This is a genomic window from Brevibacterium sp. BDJS002, assembly GCF_028201555.1.
GTDB classification, from domain to species: Bacteria; Actinomycetota; Actinomycetes; order Actinomycetales; family Brevibacteriaceae; genus Brevibacterium; species Brevibacterium aurantiacum.
Map to the genome: position 1 here is coordinate 1,201,845 of NZ_CP116392.1, position 25,831 is coordinate 1,227,675.

Annotated in this window: 24 protein-coding genes, 1 tRNA gene and 1 pseudogene; 22 read left to right on the forward strand and 4 right to left on the reverse strand. The window is 64.1% G+C overall.

Annotated features, from left to right (window positions below):
* Positions 1-23: 23 nt before the first annotated feature.
* From PGC08_RS05570 to glpK, 5 genes are all read left to right on the forward strand, one after another.
* Positions 24-833, forward strand: a complete 810-nt coding sequence (locus PGC08_RS05570) for an enoyl-CoA hydratase/isomerase family protein (protein ID WP_009882943.1) — start codon at positions 24-26, stop codon at positions 831-833.
* A 22-nt stretch (positions 834-855) separates the two neighbouring features.
* On the forward strand, positions 856-1,821 hold the full coding sequence (locus PGC08_RS05575; protein ID WP_009882942.1) for a Ppx/GppA phosphatase family protein: 966 nt from the start codon (positions 856-858) through the stop codon (positions 1,819-1,821).
* Between the two features lie 164 nt (positions 1,822-1,985).
* Complete coding sequence (locus PGC08_RS05580) at positions 1,986-3,707, forward strand: glycerol-3-phosphate dehydrogenase/oxidase (RefSeq protein WP_101639208.1); 1,722 nt, start codon at positions 1,986-1,988, stop codon at positions 3,705-3,707.
* A 37-nt stretch (positions 3,708-3,744) separates the two neighbouring features.
* Entirely contained in the window at positions 3,745-4,467 is a 723-nt protein-coding gene (locus PGC08_RS05585; protein ID WP_271709708.1) for an MIP/aquaporin family protein, read from the forward strand.
* 76 nt (positions 4,468-4,543) lie between these two features.
* Positions 4,544-6,076, forward strand: coding sequence for a glycerol kinase GlpK (gene glpK / locus PGC08_RS05590; protein ID WP_009882939.1), 1,533 nt, complete (start codon positions 4,544-4,546; stop codon positions 6,074-6,076).
* A gap of 35 nt (positions 6,077-6,111) precedes the next feature.
* Here glpK and PGC08_RS05595 read toward each other — a convergent pair whose 3' ends face one another.
* Entirely contained in the window at positions 6,112-6,675 is a 564-nt protein-coding gene (locus PGC08_RS05595; RefSeq protein WP_271709709.1) for a GNAT family N-acetyltransferase, read from the reverse strand.
* A 74-nt stretch (positions 6,676-6,749) separates the two neighbouring features.
* Between PGC08_RS05595 and PGC08_RS05600 the strand changes: the two genes are divergently transcribed.
* Positions 6,750-7,793, forward strand: coding sequence for a sugar phosphate isomerase/epimerase family protein (locus PGC08_RS05600; RefSeq protein ID WP_035278627.1), 1,044 nt, complete (start codon positions 6,750-6,752; stop codon positions 7,791-7,793).
* Between the two features lie 50 nt (positions 7,794-7,843).
* Positions 7,844-8,680 (forward strand): pyrroline-5-carboxylate reductase, encoded by an 837-nt coding sequence (gene proC, locus PGC08_RS05605; RefSeq protein WP_009882936.1) that lies wholly within the window; start codon positions 7,844-7,846, stop codon positions 8,678-8,680.
* A gap of 42 nt (positions 8,681-8,722) precedes the next feature.
* On the opposite strand, the gene PGC08_RS05610 is transcribed toward proC, so the two are convergent.
* Positions 8,723-9,604: a helix-turn-helix transcriptional regulator gene (locus PGC08_RS05610; RefSeq protein WP_009882935.1), complete on the reverse strand. Its 882-nt coding sequence runs from the start codon at positions 9,602-9,604 to the stop codon at positions 8,723-8,725.
* Between the two features lie 111 nt (positions 9,605-9,715).
* On the opposite strand from PGC08_RS05610, the gene PGC08_RS05615 reads away from it, so the two are divergent.
* The 4 genes from PGC08_RS05615 (at position 9,716) to PGC08_RS05630 (ending at position 12,923) form a co-directional block, all read left to right on the forward strand.
* Positions 9,716-10,057, forward strand: a complete 342-nt coding sequence (locus PGC08_RS05615) for a DUF485 domain-containing protein (RefSeq protein ID WP_009882933.1) — start codon at positions 9,716-9,718, stop codon at positions 10,055-10,057.
* Positions 10,054-11,700 (forward strand): solute symporter family protein, encoded by a 1,647-nt coding sequence (locus PGC08_RS05620; RefSeq protein WP_009882932.1) that lies wholly within the window; start codon positions 10,054-10,056, stop codon positions 11,698-11,700. Before PGC08_RS05615 ends, PGC08_RS05620 begins: the two co-directional genes overlap by 4 nt.
* Positions 11,701-11,944: 244 nt before the next feature.
* Positions 11,945-12,015 (forward strand) — tRNA-Gly (locus PGC08_RS05625).
* 215 nt (positions 12,016-12,230) lie between these two features.
* On the forward strand, positions 12,231-12,923 hold the full coding sequence (locus tag PGC08_RS05630; RefSeq protein ID WP_271709710.1) for a hypothetical protein: 693 nt from the start codon (positions 12,231-12,233) through the stop codon (positions 12,921-12,923).
* Between the two features lie 65 nt (positions 12,924-12,988).
* On the opposite strand, the gene PGC08_RS05635 is transcribed toward PGC08_RS05630, so the two are convergent.
* The gene (locus PGC08_RS05635) at positions 12,989-13,651 is read right to left on the reverse strand and encodes a potassium channel family protein (RefSeq protein WP_009882930.1); all 663 of its coding nucleotides are present in this window, start codon (positions 13,649-13,651) and stop codon (positions 12,989-12,991) included.
* On the reverse strand, positions 13,644-15,053 hold the full coding sequence (locus PGC08_RS05640; RefSeq protein WP_029416952.1) for a TrkH family potassium uptake protein: 1,410 nt from the start codon (positions 15,051-15,053) through the stop codon (positions 13,644-13,646). Before PGC08_RS05640 ends, PGC08_RS05635 begins: the two co-directional genes overlap by 8 nt.
* A 59-nt stretch (positions 15,054-15,112) precedes the next feature.
* Here PGC08_RS05640 and PGC08_RS05645 point away from each other — a divergent pair, with 59 nt between their 5' ends.
* The 11 genes and pseudogenes from PGC08_RS05645 to PGC08_RS05695 all read left to right on the forward strand — a co-directional run bounded on the left by PGC08_RS05645 (position 15,113) and on the right by PGC08_RS05695 (position 25,826).
* Positions 15,113-16,318: an acetoin utilization protein AcuC gene (locus PGC08_RS05645; RefSeq protein WP_271710042.1), complete on the forward strand. Its 1,206-nt coding sequence runs from the start codon at positions 15,113-15,115 to the stop codon at positions 16,316-16,318.
* A 150-nt stretch (positions 16,319-16,468) separates the two neighbouring features.
* Entirely contained in the window at positions 16,469-16,567 is a 99-nt protein-coding gene (locus tag PGC08_RS05650) for a 30S ribosomal protein bS22 (RefSeq protein WP_009882927.1), read from the forward strand.
* A gap of 73 nt (positions 16,568-16,640) precedes the next feature.
* Complete coding sequence (locus PGC08_RS05655; protein WP_009882925.1) at positions 16,641-16,886, forward strand: glutaredoxin family protein; 246 nt, start codon at positions 16,641-16,643, stop codon at positions 16,884-16,886.
* A gap of 27 nt (positions 16,887-16,913) precedes the next feature.
* Positions 16,914-17,609 (forward strand): redox-sensing transcriptional repressor Rex, encoded by a 696-nt coding sequence (locus tag PGC08_RS05660; RefSeq protein ID WP_009882923.1) that lies wholly within the window; start codon positions 16,914-16,916, stop codon positions 17,607-17,609.
* The gene (gene hemA / locus PGC08_RS05665) at positions 17,606-20,083 is read left to right on the forward strand and encodes a glutamyl-tRNA reductase (RefSeq protein WP_271709711.1); all 2,478 of its coding nucleotides are present in this window, start codon (positions 17,606-17,608) and stop codon (positions 20,081-20,083) included. Before PGC08_RS05660 ends, hemA begins: the two co-directional genes overlap by 4 nt.
* A gap of 86 nt (positions 20,084-20,169) precedes the next feature.
* Positions 20,170-21,671: pseudogene (locus PGC08_RS05670) on the forward strand (uroporphyrinogen-III synthase).
* Position 21,672: 1 nt separating this feature from the next.
* Positions 21,673-22,677: a porphobilinogen synthase gene (gene hemB, locus PGC08_RS05675; RefSeq protein ID WP_271709712.1), complete on the forward strand. Its 1,005-nt coding sequence runs from the start codon at positions 21,673-21,675 to the stop codon at positions 22,675-22,677.
* Positions 22,677-23,192 (forward strand): MarR family winged helix-turn-helix transcriptional regulator, encoded by a 516-nt coding sequence (locus PGC08_RS05680; RefSeq protein ID WP_271709713.1) that lies wholly within the window; start codon positions 22,677-22,679, stop codon positions 23,190-23,192. Before hemB ends, PGC08_RS05680 begins: the two co-directional genes overlap by 1 nt.
* A gap of 62 nt (positions 23,193-23,254) precedes the next feature.
* The gene (gene hemL, locus PGC08_RS05685) at positions 23,255-24,592 is read left to right on the forward strand and encodes a glutamate-1-semialdehyde 2,1-aminomutase (protein ID WP_271709714.1); all 1,338 of its coding nucleotides are present in this window, start codon (positions 23,255-23,257) and stop codon (positions 24,590-24,592) included.
* Positions 24,592-25,233 (forward strand): histidine phosphatase family protein, encoded by a 642-nt coding sequence (locus PGC08_RS05690; protein WP_271709715.1) that lies wholly within the window; start codon positions 24,592-24,594, stop codon positions 25,231-25,233. Before hemL ends, PGC08_RS05690 begins: the two co-directional genes overlap by 1 nt.
* Positions 25,230-25,826: a TlpA family protein disulfide reductase gene (locus PGC08_RS05695; RefSeq protein ID WP_271709716.1), complete on the forward strand. Its 597-nt coding sequence runs from the start codon at positions 25,230-25,232 to the stop codon at positions 25,824-25,826. Before PGC08_RS05690 ends, PGC08_RS05695 begins: the two co-directional genes overlap by 4 nt.
* Positions 25,827-25,831 lie beyond the last annotated feature (5 nt).

Below are 25,831 nucleotides of genomic sequence, written 5' to 3' on the forward strand. Positions count from 1 at the left end.
GCTCACGCTGAAAGGCTGTGCACATGACCGTTGACGGCACATACCGTCCGGTCGATCTCGAGGGTTTCGACTTCACCGTCACCGGTGGAGTCGGAACCCTCGTCATCGATCGGCCCGAAAAACGCAATGCCATCTCCCGCCCGATGTGGCGGGCACTGCCGGACATCATCGCCGGTGTCGACGCCGATGACTCGATCGGTGCACTCGTGATCACGGGTGCCGCCGGGCACTTCTCCGCCGGCTCCGACATCGCCGATCTCAATGTTCCCCTCGATGATTTCTGGGAGCTCAATTCCACCGCCGAGGCGGCTGTGGCCAACTCGCGCACCACGACGATCGCGGCCATCACCGGCAACTGCGTCGGTGGAGGGACCGAGATCGCGGCGGCCTGCGACATCCGCATCGCCGCCCCCGGTTCGATCTTCGGGGTCACGGCTGCGAAGCTCGGGCTCGTCTACCCTCCCGGTCCGACTCGGCGTCTGGCGAGCGTTCTCGGTGACGCCTGGGCCAGGTATCTGCTGGTCACCGCATCGATCGTGAAGTTCGACCAGATGCGCGAACTCGGCTTCTTCCACGAAGTCTCCGAGGCTCCGCTGGCGTCGGCACAGACGATGGGGGAGAAGATCGTCGGTCTCTCACGACTGTCCCAGCTGGGATCCAAAGCAGTCCTGTGCGGGGAGCTGACGGAGAGCGCCACGGCCGATTCCGCCTTCAACCCACCGCAGTGGCTCGATGAGGCCTACCAGGCAGAGATCGCCCGCGGACAGGAGGCGTTCTTCGCCAAGCGCCCGCCCGAGTTCGGCTTCCGGGGCACGGACTGGGTCGAGGAATGAATTCTGAGGTTAAACTGATCGAATGCGCCTAGCAGTCCTCGATATCGGGTCCAACAGCGTCCACCTCCTCGTGGTCGACGCTCATGTCGGAGCCCCTCCCTTGCCCGCGACCTCCCACAAAGAGGTCCTGCGCCTCGCCGAGTACCTCGGCGACGACGGCATGATCGACGCGGCCGGTCAGGAGCGACTGCACAACTTCATCGCCGAGGCGGTGGAGATCGCCGAGGACCAAGGATCGGAGCAGATCCTGGCGTTCGCCACCTCGGCGGTCAGGGATGCACCGAATGGTGCCGAGCTCATCGACTCCATCAACGCTCAGCTCGGGGTCACCCTCAACGTGATGTCGGGCAAGGACGAAGCACGGGTGACGTTCCTGGCCGTCAGGCGCTGGTTCGGCTGGTCGGCGGGGAAGATCCTGCTGCTCGACATCGGCGGCGGCTCCCTCGAGATCGCGGCTGGGCAGGACGAATACCCGGAAGCCGCCGTGTCGGTGCCGTTGGGGGCCGGTCGGACCTATTCCGACTTCATCCCGGATCCGCTGCCCAGTGCCGAGGACATCCACAGCCTCCAGAAGTACGCCCGGTCTCAGATCGGCCGTATCGCCGGCAAGATCAACCGCGTGGGCACAGCCGACCAGGTGGTGGGCTCGTCGAAGACATTCCGCTCCCTGGCCCGGATCGCCGGTGCGGCACCCAGCGGTGACGGCATCTACGCCCCACGCAAACTCTTCCGCCGAGACCTCGCCGGGATCATCGAAACCCTGTCTTCGCGGACCCCCGAAGAACGCGCGACGCTGCCCGGAGTCTCCCAGGCTCGTGCCGGCCAGGTCCTCGCCGGAGCCATCGTCGCCGACGCCGCCTTCGCCATCTTCGACGTCAATGTGATGAGTATCTCCCCGTGGGCGCTGCGTGAAGGCATCATCATGCGCAAACTCGACCTTCTGGACTCGGCAGAGACCTCCTCGGCGATGCGGGTCGAGCTGGTCTGAGGCCTTTCGCAATCGGTCTGAGCCCTTTCGCAATTGTGCGGTGTGTTTCGCTTCTGCGCATTGCCTGTTAGATTTTTCCTAACTGCCGCGCACGGACCACCAGTTGGGACTGGGGCGCAATAATGGTGGGAACGCACACGCTCTGAGAAGGAAAAGAACTGTCAATGCGAAATGGCGAGCTGTCCCCATCGTTCCGCGATGAAGCCCTGCACACCCTGGAGAACACCAGCCCGGACGATCCGCTCGACGTCTTCGTCGTCGGCGGAGGCGTCACCGGAGCAGGTTCCGCCTTCGATGCGGCCACCCGCGGGCTGAAGGTCGGTGTCGTCGATGCCAAGGACTGGGCTTCCGGCACCTCGTCACGGTCCTCGAAGCTCATGCACGGCGGACTGCGCTACCTGGAGATGCTCGACTTCAAGCTTGTGGCCGAGGCGCTGAAGGAACGCGACCTGCTGCTCCAGCACACAGCGCCCCACCTCGTCGAACCTGTTGCCTTCGTCTTCCCCTTCGAACACCGGCTCATCGACAGGGCATTCATCGGTTCCGGCGTTCTGCTCTATGACACGATGGCCACCCGTCCCGGACGCAAACGTGCCGTGCCGATGCACCGCCACCTGGGAAAGAAGGCACTCACCGCCCATTTCCCCGGCCTGGCCGACGATGCAGCGGTCGGTGCACTCGAATACTATGATGCGAAGGTCGACGACGCCCGTTTCGTCATGACGCTCATCCGCTCTGCTGTGGGCTACGGCGCCGCCGCGGCCAATCACGTCTCCGTCATCGACTACCTCCACGACGGGGACCGGGTCTCCGGAGTCCGTGCCCGTGATGAGATGACCGGCCGAGAATTCGACATCCACGCCCGCCGCACCATCCTTGCCGGGGGAGTCTGGACCGAGGAGCAGCAGGACCTGGCCAAGGCCGACGCCGGCCTCCAGGTGCTCGCCTCCAAAGGTGTGCACATCACGGTCGAGCAGGACAAGATCAAGGCAGACCCGAACACGGGCATCATCTCGAAGACGGAGAAGTCCGTGCTCTTCGTGATCCCGTGGGAGGGCTACTGGGTCATCGGCACCACGGACACCCCGTGGGACCAGGATGTCGACGCACCGGTGGCGAACTCTGATGACATCGACTACCTGCTCAAGCATGCGAACGCGATCCTGACCGAGAAGCTGAGCCGCAACGACGTCATCGGCGTCTACTCCGGTCTCCGACCTCTGCTCCAGCCCGTGGTCAAGGAAGGTCAGGCCTCGACGAAGGTCTCCCGTGAACACACGGTGATGGAGATCGAGCCCGCTCTGGCAGCGATTGCCGGCGGCAAGTTCACCACGTATCGCGTCATGGCAGAAGACGCCGTCGATTTCGTCCTCGGCGATGACGCGAAGGACCGCCGCTCCCTGACCGAATCGATCCCGCTGCTGGGTGCTCAGGGCGTCGGCGCCGTGCGTCGCGGCCAGTCCGGCATTGCCGAGAAGTACGGGTGGGACGAAGACCGGGTCAAGCGACTCATCCGCCGCTACGGCACCCTGCTCGAGGACATCCTCGAGCTCATCGACGAAGACCCCGAACTCGGTCGCCCGCTGCCAGGTGCCGAACGCTATCTGCGCGCCGAGGCACACTATGCGGCGACCTCGGAAGGTGCCGTCCACCTCGGCGACATCCTCGAACGACGGATGCGGCTGAACTATGAGGTCAGGGACCGAGGCAAGTACGCCGCCGAGGCGGTTGCGGCGATCGTCGCCCCGATCCTGGGGTGGGACGACGAACGGGAAGCGAAGGAGATCGCTGACTTCAACGCTCACGTCGACGCACAGATCGCCGCTGAATCCACCCACGACGATGCCGCGGCTGCGGCACTCGTCGAGGAAACACTCAAACCGTAAATCCGCTAAGCAGGACAAACATAGGAGTTTGTGAGATATGGGTACTATTTTCCTTTATGAGATCGGCGGAACGGCGATGCTCATACTGCTTGGCGTCGGCGTCGTCGCCAACGTGGTGCTGGGCAAGACCAAGGGCAACGGGGGAGGCTGGCTCCTCATCTCGTTCGGCTGGGGCCTCGCGGTCTTCGCCGGTGTCTTCGTCGCCTTCAAGACAGGTGCGCACCTCAACCCGGCCGTGACCATCGGCATCTTGTCCAGTGGAGCCGAGGAATACGCTCCCGGCATCGCCGTGAACTTCGGCAACACCATCGCCTACCTCGCGGCCGAGATGATCGGTGCCATGATCGGTGCCTTCCTCGCCTGGGCCGTGTACAAGAAGCACTACGACGAGGAGAAGGAAGCCGGCAACATCCTCGGCACCTTCTCCACCGGTCCTGAGATCCGCAGCTACAGCTGGAACTTCGTCACCGAGGTCATCGCCACCTTCGTCCTCGTGTTCGTCATCCTCCTCTTCGGCGGAACCCCACACGAGCTCGGACCCCTGGCAGTCGGCCTCCTCGTCGTCGCCATCGGTGCCTCACTGGGCGGACCCACAGGCTATGCGATCAACCCGGCCCGTGACCTCGGGCCCCGCATCGTCCACGCCCTGCTGCCGATCCCGAACAAGGGCAGCTCGGACTGGTCGTACTCGTGGGTCCCGATCGCCGGACCTCTGGTCGGCGCCATCATCGCCGGACTGCTCTCCCGGGCCTTCATCTGAGCAGGTGGGGCGAGCCCATCAGACCCTCGTCTGAGTCACCAGCAATCCACAGCACCACCTCGACATAGGAGTCAGTATGAGTCAGGAAAAGTTCATCCTCGCCGTCGACCAGGGCACCACCTCGTCGCGGGCCATCGTCTTCAATCACTCAGGGCAGATCGTGTCCTCGGGTCAGCTCGAGCACGAGCAGATCTTCCCTCGGGCAGGCTGGGTCGAACACGACCCGATGGAGATCATCAGGAACACGAACGAGGCGATCGGTCAGGCCCTGACCCGCGCCGACATCAACCGCCACCAGCTCGAGGGCGTCGGCATCACGAATCAGCGTGAGACCACGGTGATCTGGAACAAGAACACCGGCAAGCCGGTCTACAACGCGATCGTCTGGCAGGACACCAGAACACAGAAGATCTGCGACGAACTCGCCGGAGACGAAGGTCCCGACAAGTACAAGGACCGGGTCGGTCTGCCCCTGGCCACCTACTTCGCCGGGCCGAAGGCCAAGTGGGTCTTCGACAACGTCGAGGGCGTCAAAGAGTCCGCTGAAGCCGGAGACCTGCTCTTCGGCACCATGGACACCTGGGTGCTCTGGAACCTCACCGGCGGCGTCAACGGCGGAGTCCACGTCACCGACGTCACGAATGCGTCCAGGACGATGCTGATGAACGTTAAGACCCTGGACTGGAACGAGGAGATCGCCGGTGAGATGGGCATCCCCGTCTCGATGCTCCCGGAGATCAAATCCTGCTCCGAGGTCTATGGGTACGGTGCGAAGAACGGCCTCATCATCGACACCCCGATCTGCGGCATCCTCGGTGACCAGCAGGCGGCGACCTTCGGTCAGGCATGCTTCGAGAAGGGCCAGGCCAAGAACACCTACGGCACCGGCAACTTCATGCTCATCAACACCGGCAACGAGCCTGTGGCCAGCAAGAACGGTCTGTTGACGACGGTGGCCTACAAGATCGGCGACGCCGAGGCTGTCTACGCCCTCGAAGGTTCCATCGCCGTCACGGGGTCCCTCGTGCAGTGGCTGCGTGACAACCTCGGAATCATTGCCGATGCTCCCGAGGTTGAGACGCTGGCGAAACAGGTCGAGGACAACGGCGGCTGCTACATCGTGCCGGCCTTCTCCGGCCTCTTCGCCCCACACTGGGAGTCCGATGCCCGCGGCGTGATCGTGGGTCTGACCCGCTACGTCAACAAGAACCACATCGCCCGTGCGGCTCTCGAATCGGTTGCATTCCAATCCCGCGAGGTCCTCGACGCCATGGACCTCGACTCGGGTGTCGCACTCACCGAGCTCAAGGTCGACGGCGGCATGGTCGCCAACGAAACGCTCATGCAGTTCCAGGCCGACCTCCTCGGCGTGCCCGTCATCCGCCCCGAGGTCGTCGAGACCACGGCCCTGGGCGCGGCCTATGCGGCGGGCATCGCCGTGAAGTTCTGGAACGGCGAGGACGACGTGAAGGCCAACTGGCGCGAGGGCAAGCGCTGGGAGCCGTCCATGGACAAGGACAAGGTCGATCGCGTCTACCGACTGTGGAACAAGGCTGTCGACAAGTCGAAGACCTGGGTCGACGAGGACGTCGAAGAACTCTACGGCTGACCTTCGGTCGAGGTCGATACTCGCCGAGGTGGCCCTCAGCCGAGTTCGACCGTGAACATGCGCTCTGGCACCGCTGGAGACACCCCGTCGAAGACGTGGGTGATCTCCGTGCGGTGCCAGCCGTGTTTGGCATAGAAGCGCATCGCCCGCTCATTGCCTTCGGCGACCATGAGATAGGCACGGGTGAAGCCCTGCCCACGCAGCTCGTCTTCCAACGCGTGGAGGAGGACGGCGCCGACGCCGGTGCCGAAGGCGTCGGGATGCAGATTGATCGACGCCAGCTGCCCGAGACCCGAGACATCGGGAAGTGAAGCGAGCACCTCGGCGCTATCCCTGGGCGGGCACACCCCGCCGAACCCGAGGACGCGCTCCGTCGCGGCCGAGTCTTCGACTGGCTCCAGCGCCACCAGCGTCGACATCGGATTCGACTCCTCGCCGAGGTTTCTCGCCCAGCCGGCGGTCTGGCGGTCGATGTTCAGGGAGTCGAGAATCTCATCAGCCATGATGCCGCGATAGGCGGCCGTCCACGCAGCGATGTGGACGTCGGCGATCTGGGCGGCATCAGCGACGCGGGCCCGGCGAACTCGAAAATCAGCCATTGATCCAGCTTAACGATTTCACGGCTTATGCTTTCTGAGGGAATATGGAATCTTCGGGGACTAAACTGGATGGAATGAGCAGTGTGAATCGGTCGAAGTCATCACGGAAGGTCTATACCGCGAAGAATTCAGCGCGGTCCAATTTCCGACGCCACCGTGAGTACTTCGACAAGCACGAGGTCTACGACCACGACACTCAGCACAGTTCCGAACACACGATCCGGATCGGTCTCTCCAGCTCCTCGGTCTCGCCGATGACCGTGGCCGAGACCTTCGCTCAGGCCGCCAAGCACGGCTATGACGGCGTCGAGATCATGGTCACCCACAATGCCGAGACCCGCGACGTCGACCTCATCAACGGTCTGGCCGCAGAGACGGGCCTCGAGGTCATGTCCCTGCACGCACCGACGCTGCTGTTCCTGCCCCGCGTCCTGCACAAGGACCACTGGGAGAAGCTGCGCATCACCGCGAACCTGGCCAAGGCGGTCGGTGCGAAGACCGTGGTCCTGCACCCGCCTTTCCGCTGGCAGGGGGAGTACGCACTGGGCTTCGTCGAGGGTGTTCGCCAGGTGTCGGAGGAGACCGGAGTCGTCCTCGCCGTCGAGAACATGTACCCCTGGCGCGCAGGCGTGCGCGAGATCCTCGTCTACTATCCCGACTGGAACCCTCTCGACGAGGACTATGACGCTCTCACCTTCGACTTCTCCCACGCCTCGACGGCCGGAATGAACGCGCTCGAGACCGTCTCAGAGATCTTCGACAAGCTCCGTCACGTCCACCTCACCGACGGCTCCGGATCCCTCAAGGACGAGCACCTGATCCCAGGCGCAGGCACCATGCCTGTGGCCGAGACGCTGCAGTACCTGGCCAAACACGACTGGTCCGGCGACATCGTCGTCGAAGTCAACACTCGCTTCGTGGCGAAGAAGTCCACACGAGAGCAGATGCTCGCAGACTCGCTCGCCTTCGCGCGCGAGCATCTCGGGCTCGCATCTGAGGCCAGCCACCGCAATGCCTCCAGTCATGTCCGCACGAGCGAGGTCCGCACAAATGGAAACGCCGCGCGCGAGAACCCCGCGAGCGAGATTCGTGCGAACGACGGCCAGCCGAACTCCTGAACGCACCACACGCACCACAAAAACGTGAACAACAGAAAGGCAGGTCTGATTTGACCTCCATCGCCTCCATCGGCACCGGAAACATGGGTACGGCACTGCTCAAGGGAATCCTCAGCGCCGACGAGAAGCTCGACGTTCGAGCGACGACGAATTCGGCCGCCTCGGCGAAACGACTTGCCGCGGAACTCCCCAATGCCACGGTCACCTCCGTCGAGGACGATGCCGAGGCCAACCGGAAGGCGGCCGAAGGCGCTGACTTCGTCTTTCTCGGCGTCAAGCCGTGGATGATGGCCGAGACCGTCCGCGACCTGGCCCCGAGCCTGAACGCCGACTCGGTCCTCGTCTCGATGGCCGCCGGTGTCGCCATGGCCGATCTGGCCACCCTGGCACCGCAGAACCCGATCGTGCGGATCATGCCCAACACCCCTAGTTCCATCGGGCACGGCGTCATCGCACTTGCTCCCTCCGCCGAGGTGGACGACACCATCGTGGACACACTGCGGACGCTGCTGTCGGGAGCCGGACTCGTCGTGGCCTTGGACGAATCCGAGATCCCCGCGATGACAGGGATCTCAGGCTCCGGTGTGGCCTACTTCTTCCTCCTGGCCGAGACCATGATCGCCGCTGGTGTGAAGATGGGGCTGAGCGAGGAGACCGCCAAACAGATGGTCGTGGCCACCGCGGACGGAGCAGGACGCCTCCTGACCGAGAAGCCGGACCCGAGCGCGCAGCGTCAGGCTGTCTCCAGTAAGGGCGGCACCACACTCGCAGGCCTGCAGACCTTCATCGATGCGGGACTCTTCGACACCACCGAGGCGGCAGTACAGGCTGCCGGCAACCGTTCCCTAGAGATGGAGAAGGAGAACTCCGAGGTCATCAACGGCTGAGTGTTCGAGCCAACCCGGCGGCCCAGACCATCGCCGCCGGGATCAGGGGAGCGCCCCAGCTGACCTGGCAATGGACACCGCCTCGTGCCGGGTGCCGGCAGAGAGCTTGACCATGGCCGTGTTCAGGTAGGACTTCACAGTCGACTCCCGCAGCCCCAGCCCCTCGGCGATCCTGGCATTCGACCATCCCAGCGCCACATGCGAGAGGATGTCGGTCTCCCTGGGGGAGAGGCTGATGGTCGGTGTCGGGTTCGGAAACAGCTCCGAATTGTGGCCTGAGAGGATATCGGCCAGTCGGTTCTCCACCGCAGTCAGACGCTGCCGCATTTCGTTCTCGTCGACACCCGAGCGAATCGAACGCAGCTCCGCATAGGTCCGGCGCAGCGCTTCACGGCTCGAGGACTCGAGATCGGAGTACAGGCGCTCTGGTTCGACCGGTACCTCGGCCGGTCGGGCCTGGCCGAGCCGCCCCAGGTCCACTGACAGCTGCCTGACTCGTTTGACGAGGTCACTCGTCTGCGGGGCTGCCGCATCGTAGTTCTTGCGGTGACCGCAGTAGATCATCCCCGTGACGTCACCGCCGCGCAGCGTCGGCACAGCGATGAGAACCTGGATCCCCTCGCCGAGGACCTCCTCGTCATAGTGATGAGTGATGAAGGGATCGATCCCGTAATCCTTGGTCAGCTGGGGTGTACCCTCGGTGAGCGCACGTCCACCGAGCCCCCGTCCTGTGCTGACGATGAGTGAGGACAGGCGATCTTTGCTGCCCCCGGCAACTGCTTCGACGGCGACTTCATCATCCTCGACCGCTCCGCCGAAGACCACATCACCGGTCCCGCTGCGGTGCAGAGAGTTGATGGCTTCAACGAAGAGTCGGCGAGTCTCGGCCTTCAGCGCCCGAGATTCTTTTGCTTTGACATTCATGTGAACAAGCTACCAACTTTCGGTGGTATTCCACAGTGCAGGCTGACCGCTAGTTTTGACTTGTGTGATTTAGACCACTGATGCTCGACGCACAATTCGAATGGAGAAGTAATGACCGATCCCGTCAGTACTCGGGTCGATTTCCTCGTCGAAGAGGAAAATCCCGAATTCAAAGCGCTCAAGCGCAAAAGGTTCTCGGTGGTGATACCACTGTCGATCGGATTCATGGCGTGGTACTTCCTCTACGTCATCCTGAGCACCTACGCGCACGATTTCATGTCCACGAAGGTCATCGGTGAGATCAACCTCGGGTTGATCCTCGGCCTCCTGCAGTTCGTGACCACCTTCGCGATCACGATGTTCTATGTTTCGTTCGCGAACAAGAAGCTCGATCCGCCGGCTTCGGCGATCCGTGAACGCCTCCAGCACCAGTCGGAAGGAACCACCCCATGAGCACACTTGCCATAGGAGACCTGTTCGCCTCCGGACTCGACAAAGTGTCTCAGGGCGTGACCGAGGTCGAGAACAATCCGGTTCTCAACATCACGATCTTCGCCGCCTTCGTCGCGGTGACCATGTTCATCGTTCTGCGGGCCAGCAAGAACAACAAATCAGCGTCCGACTACTACGCGGGCGGCAGGTCCTTCACCGGACCACAGAACGGCTTCGCAATCGCCGGTGACTACCTGTCCGCGGCCTCGTTCCTGGGCATCTGCGGCGCCATCGCGGTCAACGGCTACGACGGCTTTCTGTACTCGATCGGCTTCCTCGTCGCCTGGCTCGTCGCCCTGCTCATCGTGGCAGAGCTGATGCGCAACACAGGTAAGTTCACGATGGCCGACGTGCTTTCGTTCCGCCTCAAGCAGCGTCCTGTGCGCATGGCAGCAGCCCTGTCGACCCTGGCCGTGTGCTTCTTCTACCTCCTGGCGCAGATGGCCGGAGCCGGTGGCCTCGTGTCGCTGCTGATGGGCATCGACGGCAAGGTCGGCCAATCTCTGGTCGTCGCCGTGGTGGGTGCTCTTATGATCATCTACGTGCTGGTCGGCGGTATGAAGGGAACCACTTGGGTCCAGATCGTCAAGGCGGTCCTGCTCATCCTCGGTGCCTTCGCCATGACCATCTGGGTGCTCGCCCTCAACGGGTTCAACTTCTCGAGCCTGCTGGCCTCAGCAGTCAACAACTCCGGCGTCGGCGAGGCCATCCTGGAACCAGGTCAGAAATACGGTGAGAACCCGCTCGACTTCATTTCCCTGGCTCTGGCCCTGGTGCTCGGCACCGCTGGTCTGCCTCACGTCCTGATGCGCTTCTACACCGTGCCCTCGGCGAAGGAGGCTCGTCGTTCGGTCGTCTGGGCGATCTGGCTCATCGGTGGGTTCTACCTGTTCACCCTCGTCCTGGGATACGGTGCGGCAGCACTTGTGGGTGCTGACGCGATCGAGAACGCACCCGGCGGAGTGAACTCGGCGGCACCGCTGCTGGCCCTTCACCTCGGCGGGCCCATTCTCATGGGCTTCATCTCGGCCGTGGCCTTTGCCACGATCCTGGCCGTGGTTGCTGGCCTCGCGATCACCGCAGCCGCGTCCTTCGCTCACGATATCTATGCGAGCGTCATCAAGAAGGGCAAGGTCGAAGACCCCGATGCCGAGGTCAAGATCGCGCGTCGCACCGTCATCGTCATCGGTGCTGTCGCGATCATCGGCGGCATCGGAGTGCAGGGACAGAACATTGCGTTCCTCGTGGCACTCGCCTTCGCCGTTGCGGCCAGTGCGAACCTGCCGACGATCGTCTACTCGCTGTTCTGGAAGCGCTTCACCACTCGCGGCGCCGTGTGGTCGATCTACGGCGGTCTGGGATCCGCGATTCTGCTGATCGCCTTCTCCCCGGTCGTCTCCGGTTCCGAAACCGCGATGATCCCGGGAGCAGACTTCGTGCTCTTCCCACTGTCGAACCCCGGAATCATCTCGATTCCCCTCGGCTTCATCCTCGGCTGGATCGCGTCGATCACCGATAAGACCGTTGAGAGCCCCGAGCTGGCAGCGGAGATGGACGTTCGTGCCCACACCGGATTCGGCGCCGAGGAGGCTGTCGAACACTGAGTGTGAGAAATGTTGCTCGTACGACGTGATGTTCGTGCGACATGATGCTGAGGGGGTGGCTGCGGCCGCCCCCTCAGTCGTGCGCGAGGGTTGGGCAAGTCTGTGGGGAATCACAGCCGAGCATATACACTGGGGGAGTTGTCGCGATCACCGCATCACCGTGGTTTTCAGTTCGCCGTACGACGGTGCTCGGTTTCCCTCAGCAGGGCATCTGCGCTGGTGATAACGGGTGATGTGAGGATATGCGGGCGTAGCTTAATGGTAGAGCCTCGGCTTCCCAAGCCGATGACGCGGGTTCGATTCCCGTCGCCCGCTCACATTGTGTCGTGGCTTTCGTCGTCGCTCTAGTCGTGGCTTTCGTCGTGGCTCTACGGATGTCTGGCGAAGCGACCGAGAAACTTCTGACCACGCTGTCCTATGCTGTCCTGTGGCCATGTCAGTGCTGCCACATACTCTGTCATCAACGTCGTCGCCGGCCTCGCACAGATGCGATCGGACGCAGCCGCGACGAGTCGACGGAGAGAGTCTCAGTGAACAACAACGAACAGTTCTTTCGCGTGGCACGGCTGCATGCCGACCTCATGGCGGTCGATCGGGAGCTGCAGAAGATCGGGCGTGTTTCCAACGAGCAGGCAGCGATACGTGCGATCGCCCTCCACCTGCCGATTGACGACGCTGATGCGAAGGCCCTTGACGCTGCGGACGAGAAACTGGCCGAAGACAGAGCGGAACTGCTCAGGCGTCGCAGGGGACTGGTTGATCGATTGTGGCCGGACTTCCTCGATTTGGCCGACAGCGAGGTGGAACGGTTGGATGCGGAATGTGGGGCAGGCGGCTGGAACGACCTGCCCGCACGCTGCTTCGACACGCTGGAGACCGTGACGTTGTCCTTTGCTCAGCGGTTGGAGGACATGGTTGCTACCTGGAATCACGTGGGTTCGGTCCTGACCGAGTTTTCGCAGGGCCTGCCGGTCAACGACAGCACGCAGACGACTCCGCTCGGTGACTCACCAATCACACGGCTGGGACCGCGCGAGCAGGGCAGCTACGCCGGGGTCGTTATCAGAGGACGATCGATCGCGTTGGTCAGCAGACATGAGACTCTCGAATGGTTTCTGTCCGAACTGGAGTCCGAACTGTCTGTGATGATGCAGAAAGCTCGTACTCGACTGCTTGCGGGTGATGACGATCCGACAGAAGTCGAAATGGAGGCTGCATGGTAGAAGCCGATCACGACACGCTGCAGTGACCCTCTACGTTGCAGAGTCCCCCTACGGGCAGTGTCCCTCTACGGTCGACCGGCGAAGCGTCCCAGCAGCTCCACATGGCCGGCGACGATGAGCAGATCCTGCTTGCCCACTCGAGTGGTGGGCTCGGCGTAGGTGAAGTCACGGCCGGGGCTCTTGATGCCCACGATCGTGACACCGTACTTGTCGCGCACGCCCGATTCGCTGAGCGTGAAGCCCTGGATCTCCCGCGGAGGCCGCATCTTCACCACGGCGAAGTGGCCTTCATCGAACTCGATGTACTCCATCATCCGTGAGCTCACCAGGTGCGCCACCCGTCGGCCTGCATCGGATTCGGGGTAGAGGACGTGGTGGGCGCCGATGCGGTGGAGGATCTTGCCGTGGGCGGGTGAGATGGCCTTCGCCCACACCTGACCCACGCCCAGATCCACGAGGTTGGCCGTCGTCAGCACGCTGTCCTCGATCGAGGTTCCGATCCCGACGACGGCGGTGGAGAAGTCACCGGCACCCACCTGGCGCAGGGCATCGATGTTCGTGGCATCGGCCTCGACGACGTGAGTGAGCTTTCCGCTCCAGTCCTTGACCAGTTCGGCGCTGTGTTCGATCGCCATGACCTCACGACCCAGCTTGGCCAGCGTGGCAGCGGTCGATGACCCGAAGCGTCCGAGTCCGATGACCAGGATTGAGGTGTGTTCGTTAGCCAACGACCGGCCTTTCTTCGGGATAGCGGTACAGGCGCACCGAGTCCTGCATGGACAGGGCTGCCGCCAGTGTAATCGTACCGAGACGGCCGATGAGCATGATCACGGACAGGCAGTACAGGCCTGCCTCATTGACGGTGGCCGAGACCCCGGAGCTCAGGCCCACGGTGCCGAACGCGGAGATCACCTCGAACAGCACCTTGTCCAAGGGTTCGGCGGAGATCTGAAGCATCGTCAGCGTGCCGATGAAGACGATGATGGCGCCCGTGAGCAGAACCGAGATCGCGAGTTTGATCGTCGAGGAAGTCAGGCGCCGTCCGAAGACATGCACGTCCTGCAGACCGCGAGCTTCGGTGTAGGCGGCCAGCACGAGCACGGCCACGGTCGTGACCTTGATGCCGCCGGCCGTCGATGAGGACCCGCCGCCGATGAACATCATGAGGTCCATGAGCAGGTGCGAGGACTGGCTCATGTCCGCGATCTCCATCGTCGAGAACCCTCCCGAACGCGGCATCACCGCCATGAACAGGACCTCGACGAAGGTGTGTCCGGCGTTCTTGTCACCCAGCGTGTCCGGGTTAGCCGACTCGAAGATGAGGAGGAACAGGAGACCGACGGCCAGAACCACGGTCGTCGTCGTCAGGGTCAGCTTCGTGTGCAGGTCCCACTTCTTAGGATGATTCCACTGCATCGCGATCATGAGCACGACAGGGAAGCCCAGAGCGCCGACGAAGACGCCGAGCATGAGCAACGAGAGGATCCACGGATCAGAGGCGAAATAGGCTCCACCGCCCGGGTGGATCGTGAAGCCCGCATTGTTGAACGCCGAGATCGAGTAGAACACCGAGTACCAGAGGGCATCGCCGATGCTCTCACCGCGGATGAGGAACCGGGGGAACATCAGCACCGCGAGAATCGCCTCGGCGGTGACGATGGTGATGACGACGGTCTTGAGCAAGGTGCCGACCTGACCCAGATTGAGCGCCGAGGTGGCCTGCTGGGCGATGAGGCGCTGCCGGACTCCCAGCCGGCGGGAGACCGCCATGCCCAGCACCGAGGCGAGGGTGAGGATCCCCAAGCCACCGACCTGGATGCCGGCGGTGATGACCGAGATCCCGAAATCTGACCAATAGTTCTCCGTGACCACCGGGGTCAGCCCCGTCACGCAGACTGAGGACACGGCCACGAAGATCGCATTGGCGATGTGCTGGGCCTCGGAGACTGAACCGGGGTCGCGCATGCTCGCCGGCAGCATCAGAAGGATCGCGAAGAACGCCACCACTGCGACGAACGAGCCGATCGCCAGTCGAGCCGGCGAGGCAACGGCGAGGTCGTCGACGAAGTCGCGGACCCACCGACCCGGGCGCAGGAGCCGGTCGAAGCGCTGTGGGGAATTCTTGGACACAGACTCTATGGTAGATCCCGCAGCCTGCGAATCTCCGTAGGTGAGCTGTGCCATATAGCATGGTGCTCATGGCCGATAGCGATGTGTATGTCGTCTGGGACGATGCGGTGACCGGATACAACTTCGGACCCAGCCATCCCATGCATCCCCTCAGACTCGATCTGACTGCGAAGCTGGCCATGGACTTCGGCCTCTTCGACGCCGACAATGTCCACGTTCACGGCGTCAGCGACGTCGAAGAGGACACCCTGGCGAAGCTCCACGACGCCGACTTCATCGCCGCGGTGAAGCAGATCGGGGACGGAGCCGTGCTCAGCGACGAGGACGCGCGGAAATACGGGATCGGCACCGAGGACGTTCCCGGCTTCGAGAACATGCACGCCGCCTCGGCGATGCTGTTCCAGGGTTCGGTCGACTCCGCGCGGGCCATCATCTCCGGCGACTACTCCCACGCCGTGAACTTCACCGGCGGGATGCACCACGCGATGCCCGACCACGCCAGCGGGTTCTGCGTGTACAACGACATCGCCGGAGCCATCACCGAATTCCTGGGTGCGGGCTACGAGCGCATCGCCTACATCGACCTCGACGCCCACCACGGCGACGGTGTGGAGAAGTTCTTCTGGGACGATCCGCGGGTGCTGACGATCTCCATGCACGAATCGGGGAAGTTCTTGTTCCCCGGCTCCGGCTTCCCCGCCGACATCGGCGGACTGCGCGCGGCCGCCTCGGCGGCGAACATCGCACTGCCCCCGCGCACCCTCGACGCGGACTGGCTGCGGGCCTTCGACGCCACAATCCCCGCGATCATCGACGGATTTCAGCCGCAGGTCATCGTCTCCCAGCACGGCTGCGACGGACACCGCAGCGACCCGCTCACGCATATGCGCCTGAGCGTGGACGCGATGCGGGTGGCCACCGAATGGGTGCGTGACCTGGCTGCTGAACACACCGACGGAAAGTGGCTGGCCACCGGGGGAGGGGGCTACGCGATCATCGACGTGGTGCCCCGCGCCTGGACCAATGTGCTCGCGATCTCCGCGGGACTCGACATCGACCCCGGCACCCGCATTCCGGGCCGGTGGGCGCACTATGCGCAGACGAAGACCGGACGTGAGGCACCCCTGTCGATGACCGACGGCTACGACGGCTCATACAATCGCTGGTCGAACGGATTCGACCCCGAATCCGAGGTCGACCGCGCCGTGATGGGGACCCGGAAGAACCTGTTCCCATTCTTCGGACTCGACCCCTACTTCGACTGAGGCCCGCCTCCGCGCGGATCGTGCTATCGAGTGCTGTGGAACTGGACACAGTTTTGGGAAAGCAGAGGCCCAGGCGATAGAATCGTACGGTTAGTTCAATGGGTGGGCACCTGATGTTCACCTCCACCGACGATCACAAGGGGTACCCGCGTGGGCTCAGTCATCAAGAAGCGCCGCAAGCGTATGTCGAAGAAGAAGCACCGTAAGCAGCTTCGTAAGACACGTCACCAGCGTCGCAACAAGAAGTAAGACCGCGCAGGTCCTACGCCCCGTTCGAATCTGATTTCGGCGGGGTTTGTTGTCGCCCGAAGAGGAGTGTGCAGTGGTCACTTTGACCTTCCTGACACGCGCCGACTGCCACCTGTGCGAGACCGCCAGGAAGGCCATCGCCGAGGCGGTGGCTGGCAGAGACGTGAATGTGGACGAGATCGACATCGACTCCGATGACGATCTCTCCGGTCAATACGGTTGGGATGTCCCAGTCGTGTTGCTCAACGGTCGCCAGCACAGCTTCCATCGGGTCGATACGGACCGGCTGTCGAAGGCCCTTGCGGCCTTGGGCGCATGAGATCGATTGAAGGAGTGACGCGTTTACGTGGGCGAGATTCTGTCCGCCAACAGCATTGAGGGTGTCGTCCGCAAGGACGTGCCCGAACGCGTCATCTCCCGACTCCCGATCTACCTGCAGACGGTTGAGACGATCGCCGCAACGGGCCAGTCAACGGTGTCCTCGGAGACCTTGGCGGCCCGCAGCGGCGTTTCGTCGTCGATTCTGCGCAAGGACCTGTCCCAGCTGGGACGCTCGGGCCGGCGCGGAGTCGGCTACTCCTGCGAAGACCTCGCCTCGACTCTGCGCACATTCCTCGGTCTCGACCGAGCGCGCACCATCGCCATCATCGGCGCCGGTCGCCTGGGCTCGGCCCTGGCAGACTACGCAGGATTCAAACGCCGCGGACTTTCACTCACCGCAATCTTCGACACCGATGAGGCCAAGATCGGAACCGTGATCGGCACTCTGCCGGTCTCCGACCTCAACGAACTTGCCACCTGGCCCGAGAGCATCGACCTCGTCGTCATGGCAGTACCCGCAACCGCGGCACCGGCGGCGGCACACATCGCCGCCGAAGCCGGCGTGCGCGGCATCCTGAACTTCGCACCCACCGTGCTCGACGCCCCGGACTCCGTCCGTGTGCATCAGGTCGATCTGGCCAGTGAGCTGCAAGTACTCGCATACTATTCGGCGCTTGAATCGGCACCGCTCAACCCAGGTTTTGAGGAGCACAGGAATTGACTCTCTTGGTTCTCGGCATTTCCCATCAGTCGGCCCCGATCGACATGTTGGACGCTCTGGCATTCGGCACCGGCGAGGTCGGAGCACTGCGCGACGACGCACTGGCCGGTGACAATGTGGAGGGACTGGCAGTCCTGTCCACGTGCAACCGCCTCGAGCTCATCGCCGATGTCACGGCCTTCCACGGCGGACTCGCCGACCTCGGCAACGCACTCGTGTCCTCCATCGATAAGGAATGGCAGGACATCGCCGGGCACTTCTACGCCCACTACGACACTCAGGCCCAGGAGCACCTGCTCAAGGTCTCCTGCGGTCTCGACTCGATGGCGATCGGTGAGGCTCAGATCCTGGGACAGCTGCGTTCGACCTTCACCGAATCACTGTCGGCCGGAGCACTGACCTCCGACCTCTCCCATGCCCTGCAACAGAGTCTGCGGGTGGGCAAGAGAGCCCATTCGGAGACCGGCCTCGACGAGGTTGCCCGCTCACTCTTCAGCGCGGCGCTCGAAGCCGCCCAGGCTCACATCGGCTCCCTGCGAGCTGCGAATGCCCTGGTCATCGGTGCCGGAGCCATGTCGGGTCTCGTCGTCTCGGGACTGCACAAAGAGGGCGTGGCTCAGACCACGGTGCTCAACCGGACCGTGGACAAGGCAGAACGCCTCGTCGCCGAGGTGGGTGGTCGTGCCCGCGAACTGACCTCCCGGATCCTGGCAGAGGAGATCGCCGACGCCGACCTCATCATCTCCTGCACCGGCGCCCGGGAAGTCGTCGTCACCCGCGAAGACATCCAGGCTGGTCTGTCCCAGAACCCCAAGGGTGCAGCGAACAAGGCCTTCGTCGACCTCGCCCTGCCCCACGACATCGACCCCACGGTGCGCGAGTTCGAGCACGTCGCACTGTTCGGCCTCGGTGAGATCAGAACCATGCTCACCAGCTCAGAAAACCAGCGCGATGCCGCGGTCGTCGAAACCGTCGAAGCCGTGCGCGCAATCATCACCGAGGAGCTGGCCAAGCTCGAGTCCGGAGCCAAGGAACGTGCCGTTGCGCCCACCGTCACCGCCCTGCGCAGCCACGCCAAGGACGTTCTCGCCGCGGAGACGAAGCGCCTGGAGAAGAAGATCGGCGCCGACGTTGACGACAAGGCCTTCGCCGAGATCCGCAAGTCTCTGCACCGGGTCGCGGAGAAGCTGATCCACACGCCGACGGTCAAGGTCAAGGAATTGGCTGTGACTGACTCGGACGTCGACTACGCGCAGGCGCTCATGCAGCTCTTCGACCTGCCGACGAACAAGGTCGCCCATTCGATCGCGAAGCCGGAGACCAAGGTCGCCACGGCCTCGAGCGCAAATCACGTCGAGGCCGACGGTGTGCGTCCCGTCGCCGACCACACCCTCGACGTGGTCGAACCCGAGCATTTCTCCGGGCGCTCGATCCGGCTGGGCACCCGCCGCTCGAAGCTCGCACGCTCCCAGTCCACCGCGATCGCCCACCAGCTGGCGGCACTGACCGGGTGGCGTGTGGAGATCGTCGAGGTCGTGACCGAAGGTGACGTCAACATGTCGCCCCTCACCGGCTTCGGCGGCACCGGAGTCTTCGTCTCCGCCGTCAGGCAGGCCCTGCACCAGGGCAAGATCGACATCGCCGTGCACTCGCTCAAGGACCTGCCCACCACCCCCGAGGCGGGCATCCAGATGGCTGCGATCCCACCCCGTGTCGATCCTGCCGATGTCCTCATCGGCCGGGACGGTCTGAGCTTCGCCGAACTTCCCGCGGGCAGCGTCGTGGGCACCGGTTCGCCGCGCCGTGCCGTGCAGCTGCGTGCCGCCCGCCCCGACATCGAGGTTCGCGGAGTGCGCGGAAACGTCGACACCCGCATCGCCCACGTCCGCGACGGTCGACTCGACGCAGTCGTGCTCGCCGCGGCTGGAGTCCGTCGCATCGGACGTCTGGCCGAAGCCACCGACTCCCTCGATTTCGACACCATGCTTCCCGCCCCCGGTCAGGGAGCCCTGGCGGTTGAGACACGTGGAGCCGACAGCCCATTCGCCCTCGACAACGAGGTGATGGAGGCAGATGCCGAGGTCCGCACTCAGCTCAAGCGCCTCCACGATGAGACCACCGACCTGGCCGTGACCTGCGAGAGGGCGATCCTCTCCCGTGCAGAGGCCGGATGTTCGGCCCCCATCGGCGCCCTGGCCACAATTCAGGGCTCGGACTTCGTCGTCGACGCCGTCATGGCCGATGATGACGGCAAACTCGCCCGTACCCGACAGGTCGCTCCGCTGCCCACGACTCCGGATGTGGATCTGGATTCCGGCAGCGCGAAACAGCTGTCCATCACAGGCAAGGAACTCGCTCGGCTCGCCGATGAACTCGGCACCGCCGCTGCCGAGGACCTGCTGGGTCAGCTCGGCATCGATCCCGCCCAGTCCGCGGATCACCTCACCCCTGTCAAAGTCCAGGAGCAGGTATGACAACTGGTCAGGTCCAGCCCCGCCGCCTTCTGCCCGTCTCACCCCGCGTCGTCTTCATCGGCAGCGGCCCAGGTGAGTCGGGTCTGATGACGATCCGCGGCGCCGACATCCTCGCCAACGCTGAGATCGTCGTCTACGACACCCATGTGCACTCGGAGATCGTCACCGCCTACGTATCGCAGGCCACGGAGATCATCGAAGCCGCTCAGCTGGGCGCAACCGCGTCCACCCGGGGCCGTAAGCTCGCGGAGCTGGCTCGACCCGATAAGACCGTGGTGCGACTGAGCTCCGATGACGGCATCCTCTTCACGACGACGACGGCCGAGGCCGCCGTGTGCCGCAAGGCCGACGTCGATGTCGAGATCGTGCCCGGAGTCGGACTGTCCGCGGCCACCTCCGCCTACACCGGCACCGCCCTGACGACGAACCGCGTCCGCTCGGTCCGCTTCATCGAGGCCGGACCCCAGACTCACGTCGACGTCTCCCGCCACCGCAACACCACACACGTGTTCACCGGCACCGCAGCAGACCACGAGCAGGCGATTCGCGCCCTGCTCGATGACGGCTGGGACGTCGACACGAAGGTCCTCCTGGGCTGGGGCATCTCCACGACCGACCAGACGAGCGTGGAGACCTCTCTGGGCCAGGCCCTGACGATGGCTCAGAGCGGTGGAGATCGTATGGTGGTGATCATGGGACAGGGCGTGGAATCGCGAGGCGAACTCAGCTGGTTCGAGACCAAACCGCTCTTCGGCTGGCAGGTCCTCATTCCCCGCACGAAGGAACAGGGAACCTCCACCGCCGAGGCGCTCGGAGAGTTGGGTGCCGTCGGCACCGTTGTCCCCACGATCGCCGTTCAGCCCCCGCGCACGCCGACTCAGATGGAGAAGGCCATCCGGGGTCTCGTCGACGGCTCCTATGAATGGGTGGGCTTCACCTCGGTCAACGCTGTCCGTGCCGTGCGCATGTGGTTCGAAGACTTCGGCCTCGACTCCCGTTCGCTCTCGGGCGTCAAGGTCGCCGCCGTCGGCGGACGCACCGCCGCCTCCCTCATCGACTGGGGCATCACCCCCGACCTCGTGCCCGACGGCGAGCATTCGGCCCGCGGTCTGGCCGCAGCCTGGCCCGACTACGTCGATGACATCGACCCCATGAACACGGTGCTGCTGCCGCGTGCGGATATTGCCACCGAGGTCCTCGTGGCCGGCCTCCTTGAGAAGGGCTGGGACCCTGACGACGTCACGGCCTACCGGACCGTGCGCGCCTCGCCGCCACCGGCGCCCATTCGCGAAGCCATCAAGGCAGGCGACTTCGACGCCTTCCTCTTCACATCATCGTCGACGTGCGCAACCTCGTCGGGATCGCCGGGAAACCGGCATCCACCTCGGTGATCTGCTGCATCGGACCGGCCACGGCCAACACCGCGGCAGAGCACGGCCTGCGCGTCGACGTCCTCGCAGAAGAAGCCAACCTCACCTCCCTCATCGACGGATTGGTCGAATTCGCGATGTCCGCACGTGAAGACGACCTGGCGGCGGGAACCACCCCGACGCGCCCCAGCCAGAAGCGCCGCAGAAAGAAGGCCTGACATGACAATGGTCCCCGGAACCGTTCGGCCCCGCCGCCTGCGGACGACACCGGCCCTGCGCCGGCTCGTCACCGAGACGCGCCTGCACCCGGCCGATCTCATCCTGCCCATGTTCGTCAAGGAGACACTGAGCGAACCGGCGCCGCTGACGAGCATGCCCGGGGTCGTCCAGCACACCTTGGACTCCCTGCTCGAAGCCGCCAACGAGGCTGTGGACGCCGGAGTCGGCGGGCTCATGCTCTTCGGGATCCCGGAGCACAAGGACAACGACGGCTCCCAGGCCGATGACCCCGAGGGCATCCTCAACCGCGCATTGACGCTGCTGCGGGACAACCTCGGCGATACGACGGTCATCATGGCCGATCTCTGCCTCGACGAGTTCACCTCCCACGGGCACTGCGGAGTCCTCGACTCCGCCGGCGGAGTCGACAACGACGCAACACTGACGCGCTACGCCTCCATGGCCGTGGCCCAGGCACGCGCCGGAGCCCACGTGGTGGGACTGTCGGGCATGATGGATGGCCAGGTCGGGGTCTGCCGAGAGGCGCTCGACCTCGAAGGCTTCACCGACGTCGTCGTGATGGCCTACTCGGCGAAGTATGCTTCGGCGTTCTTCGGTCCCTTCCGCGAGGCTGTGGACTCGGAACTTCAGGGCGACCGCAAAACGTACCAGCAGGATCCCGCGAACGGCCGCGAGGCGATGCGCGAACTCGACCTCGACCTGGCCGAAGGCGCCGATGTCGTCATGGTCAAACCCGGCATGCCCTACCTCGACGTCCTCGCCGAGGCGGCCTGCGAATCGCCAGTGCCCGTGTGGGCCTATCAGGTGTCCGGGGAATACGCGATGATCGAATTCGCGGCCTCCGCCGGAGCCATCGAACGTGAACGCGCCATCGAGGAATCACTCATCGCCTTCAAGCGGGCCGGAGCCGACGCGATCCTCACCTACTGGGCCACAGAGGTCGCGCAGCGACTGACCTCACAGACGCAGGACGGGGCACTCTGATGAGCGAACCACGATGGCTCAGCGGCCCCGATCAGAGGGCCTGGAGAAGCTATCTCACCGGGTCACAGCTGCTGACTACGCAGCTGGACAAGGAACTGCGGGAGCACCACAGCATCGGCATGCCCGAATACGAGATCCTGGTCCGGCTGAGCGAACATGAGAACCGAACGATGCGCATGGCTCTGCTCGCGATGGACACGACGATGTCGCGTTCGCGTCTGACGCACAGTGTGGCTCGGATGGAGAAGAAGGGCCTCCTCGAGCGCTTCTCGATTCCCGAAGACGGACGCGGAGTCAACTGCCAGATGACCGATGCCGGCTGGGAGCTGCTCGTGACCATGGCTCCCACACATGTGGGAGGCGTCCGCGACCACCTCGTCGACCTGCTCGAGCCAGAGGAGATGGCGACCCTGGGGCGTGTGTTCGGCAAGGTCACCGCCCACATGCGTGAGATCGGCCAGGGGCCCGTCGATTCACCACCGACCGATGCCGAACCTTCGACGTCTGCGAACTGAGCTCACCGACTCGACTAACATCTGAACCGACCACCGATCCGGCGACCTCTTCAGGAGAACCCATGAAACACGAGATTGCGAAGTCGGCCGCGCTGTTCGAGCGCGCCGAACATGTCATCCCCGGTGGAGTGAACTCACCGGTGCGCGCCTTCAAAGCCGTCGGAGGCACCCCGCGCTTCATCACCTCGGCGACCGGAGCATGGCTGCGCGACGCCGACGGCAATGACTACATCGACCTCATCGGTTCGTGGGGTCCCATGATCATGGGCCACTCCCGCCCCGAGGTGGTCGCGGCTGTGCAGGAAGCCGCCGTCAAGGGCTTCTCCTTCGGCACTCCGTCGACCGGCGAGGTCGAACTCGCCGAGGAGATCGTGGCCCGAGTCGAGCCCGTGGACCAGGTCCGGCTCGTGTCCTCGGGCACCGAGGCGACCATGAGCGCCATCCGATTGGCGCGCGGATACACGGGTCGGGCGAAGATCGTGAAGTTCGCCGGGTGCTACCACGGACACGTCGACGCGCTTCTGGCCCAGGCCGGATCCGGTCTGGCGACCTTCTCCCTGCCCGACACCCCGGGTGTGACCGGTGCACAGGCCTCGGACACGATCGTCGTCGACTACAACGACGCAGCCGGCCTGGAGGCCGTCTTCGCCGAACACGGTGATGAGATCGCCTGCGTCATCACAGAAGCGAGCCCGGGCAACATGGGCGTCGTGCCTCCTCGCGACGGCTTCACCAACACCATCCGCTGCCTGACGAAGGCCCACGGTGCTTTGATGATCAGCGACGAAGTGATGACAGGCTTCCGCGTCTCGGCCGCAGGCTGGTACGGCTATGAGGCCGAATCACTCGGTTACCCGGAGGGGCCTGCCGACCTGTTCACCTTCGGCAAGGTCATGGGCGGCGGCTTCCCAGCCGCTGCCTTCGGCGGACGTGCCGACGTGATGGAGCATCTGGCTCCGACAGGCCCGGTCTACCAGGCGGGAACCCTGTCCGGAAACCCTGTGGCCACTGCCGCCGGCCTGACCACGCTGAAGCTGACGACCGAATTCGATGTGTACTCACACATCTCCCGCGCTGCGGACATTCTGCGGCCCGCAGTCGCCTCTGCGCTGGAGGCTGAAGGCGTGGCGCACACCATTCAGTCGGCGAATTCGATGTTCTCCGTCTTCTTCACCGACCATGAGGTCATCAACTACGACGACGCCCGGAGACAGAACGTCGAGCGCTACTCCGCGTTCTTCAACGCCATGCTGGAGGCGGGCATCCACATGCCGCCGAGCGCCTTCGAAGCCTGGTTCCTCTCCTACGCTCACACCGATGAGATCCTCGATCGGATCATCACGGCACTGCCAGCCGCAGCCAAGGCGGCAGCGGGTGTACCGAACATGCAGGGGAACTGATGACGACGATCCACCTGGTCAGGCACGGGGAGGTCGACAATCCGGAGGGCATCCTCTACGGACGGCTGCCGAACTTCGGCCTGACCGAACGCGGCCACGAGATGTCCCGACGGGTCGGCGAGCACTTCGCCGCAGCCTCGGCGCCCCCGGTCGAGCTCGTGTGCTCCCCGCTGCTGCGAGCGCAGCAGACGATCACCCCGCTGCGCCAGCGACTCGAGCTGCCGGTCTTCACCGATGACCGCGTGATCGAAGCCGCGAACTCCTTCGAAGGCCAGAAGGTCAACGGTCGAAGGTTGGCCGAACCGCGCAATCTGCTGCGGCTGTACAACCCGCTGACACCGTCCTGGGGTGAGCCCTACAGGCAGATCGTTCTGCGGATGCAGGCGGCCATGGCCAGCCTGCGCACTAAGCTCGCCAAGCACGGCCCCGAGGCCGAGGGAGTCATCGTCTCCCATCAGCTCCCGATCTGGATGACACGCCTGGCGGGGGAGGAGCGCTCGCTCGTCCACGACCCTCGGAAACGAGAGTGTGACCTGGCATCTATCACCAGTTTCACATTCGAATCGTCCATACTTGTATCTGTGAGTTACGAGAGCATCTGTGCAGATCTGCAGCCCGGGCAAGCGGTGGCGGGAGCATGAGTGCCCGCCCCAATCCGATGAATCGTCGCACTCTCCTGACCGGACTGCTCGCCGGCACCGCTGTGGTCCTCAGCGCGTGCAGTGAGAATGACGAACTGGCCGATCAGGCGGGATCCGATCAGGGATATGTCTCCGGCTCCGGAGTCGTGTCCCAGGTGGCCAAGGACAAACGCGGGGAGCCTCTGGAGCTGAACTTCGAGACACTCGACGGGAAGCCGATGTCGCTGGCCGACCTCCGGCCCACCCCGGTCGTCATCAACCTCTGGTACGCGGCCTGCCCACCGTGCCGGAAGGAAGCCCCGACGCTGAAGTCCCTGGCCGAGGAATTCGGCGACGAGGTCCAGTTCCTCGGAGTCAATGTCCGCGACCAGGAAGCCGCAGCCAACGCCTTCGTCTCGAACTACCAGATTCCCTATGCGAACATGCTCGACACCAACGGCGACATGGTGGCGCTGCTCTCCGATGTCCTTCCGCCGCAGGCCACGCCCTCCACCGTCGTCCTCGACGCGAAGGGTCGCGCCGCAGCTCGAGTCGTCGGAGAGGTCGATGAGTCGACGCTCAAAGGACTCATCGAGGACGTGCAGGCGGAGTGAGTGGA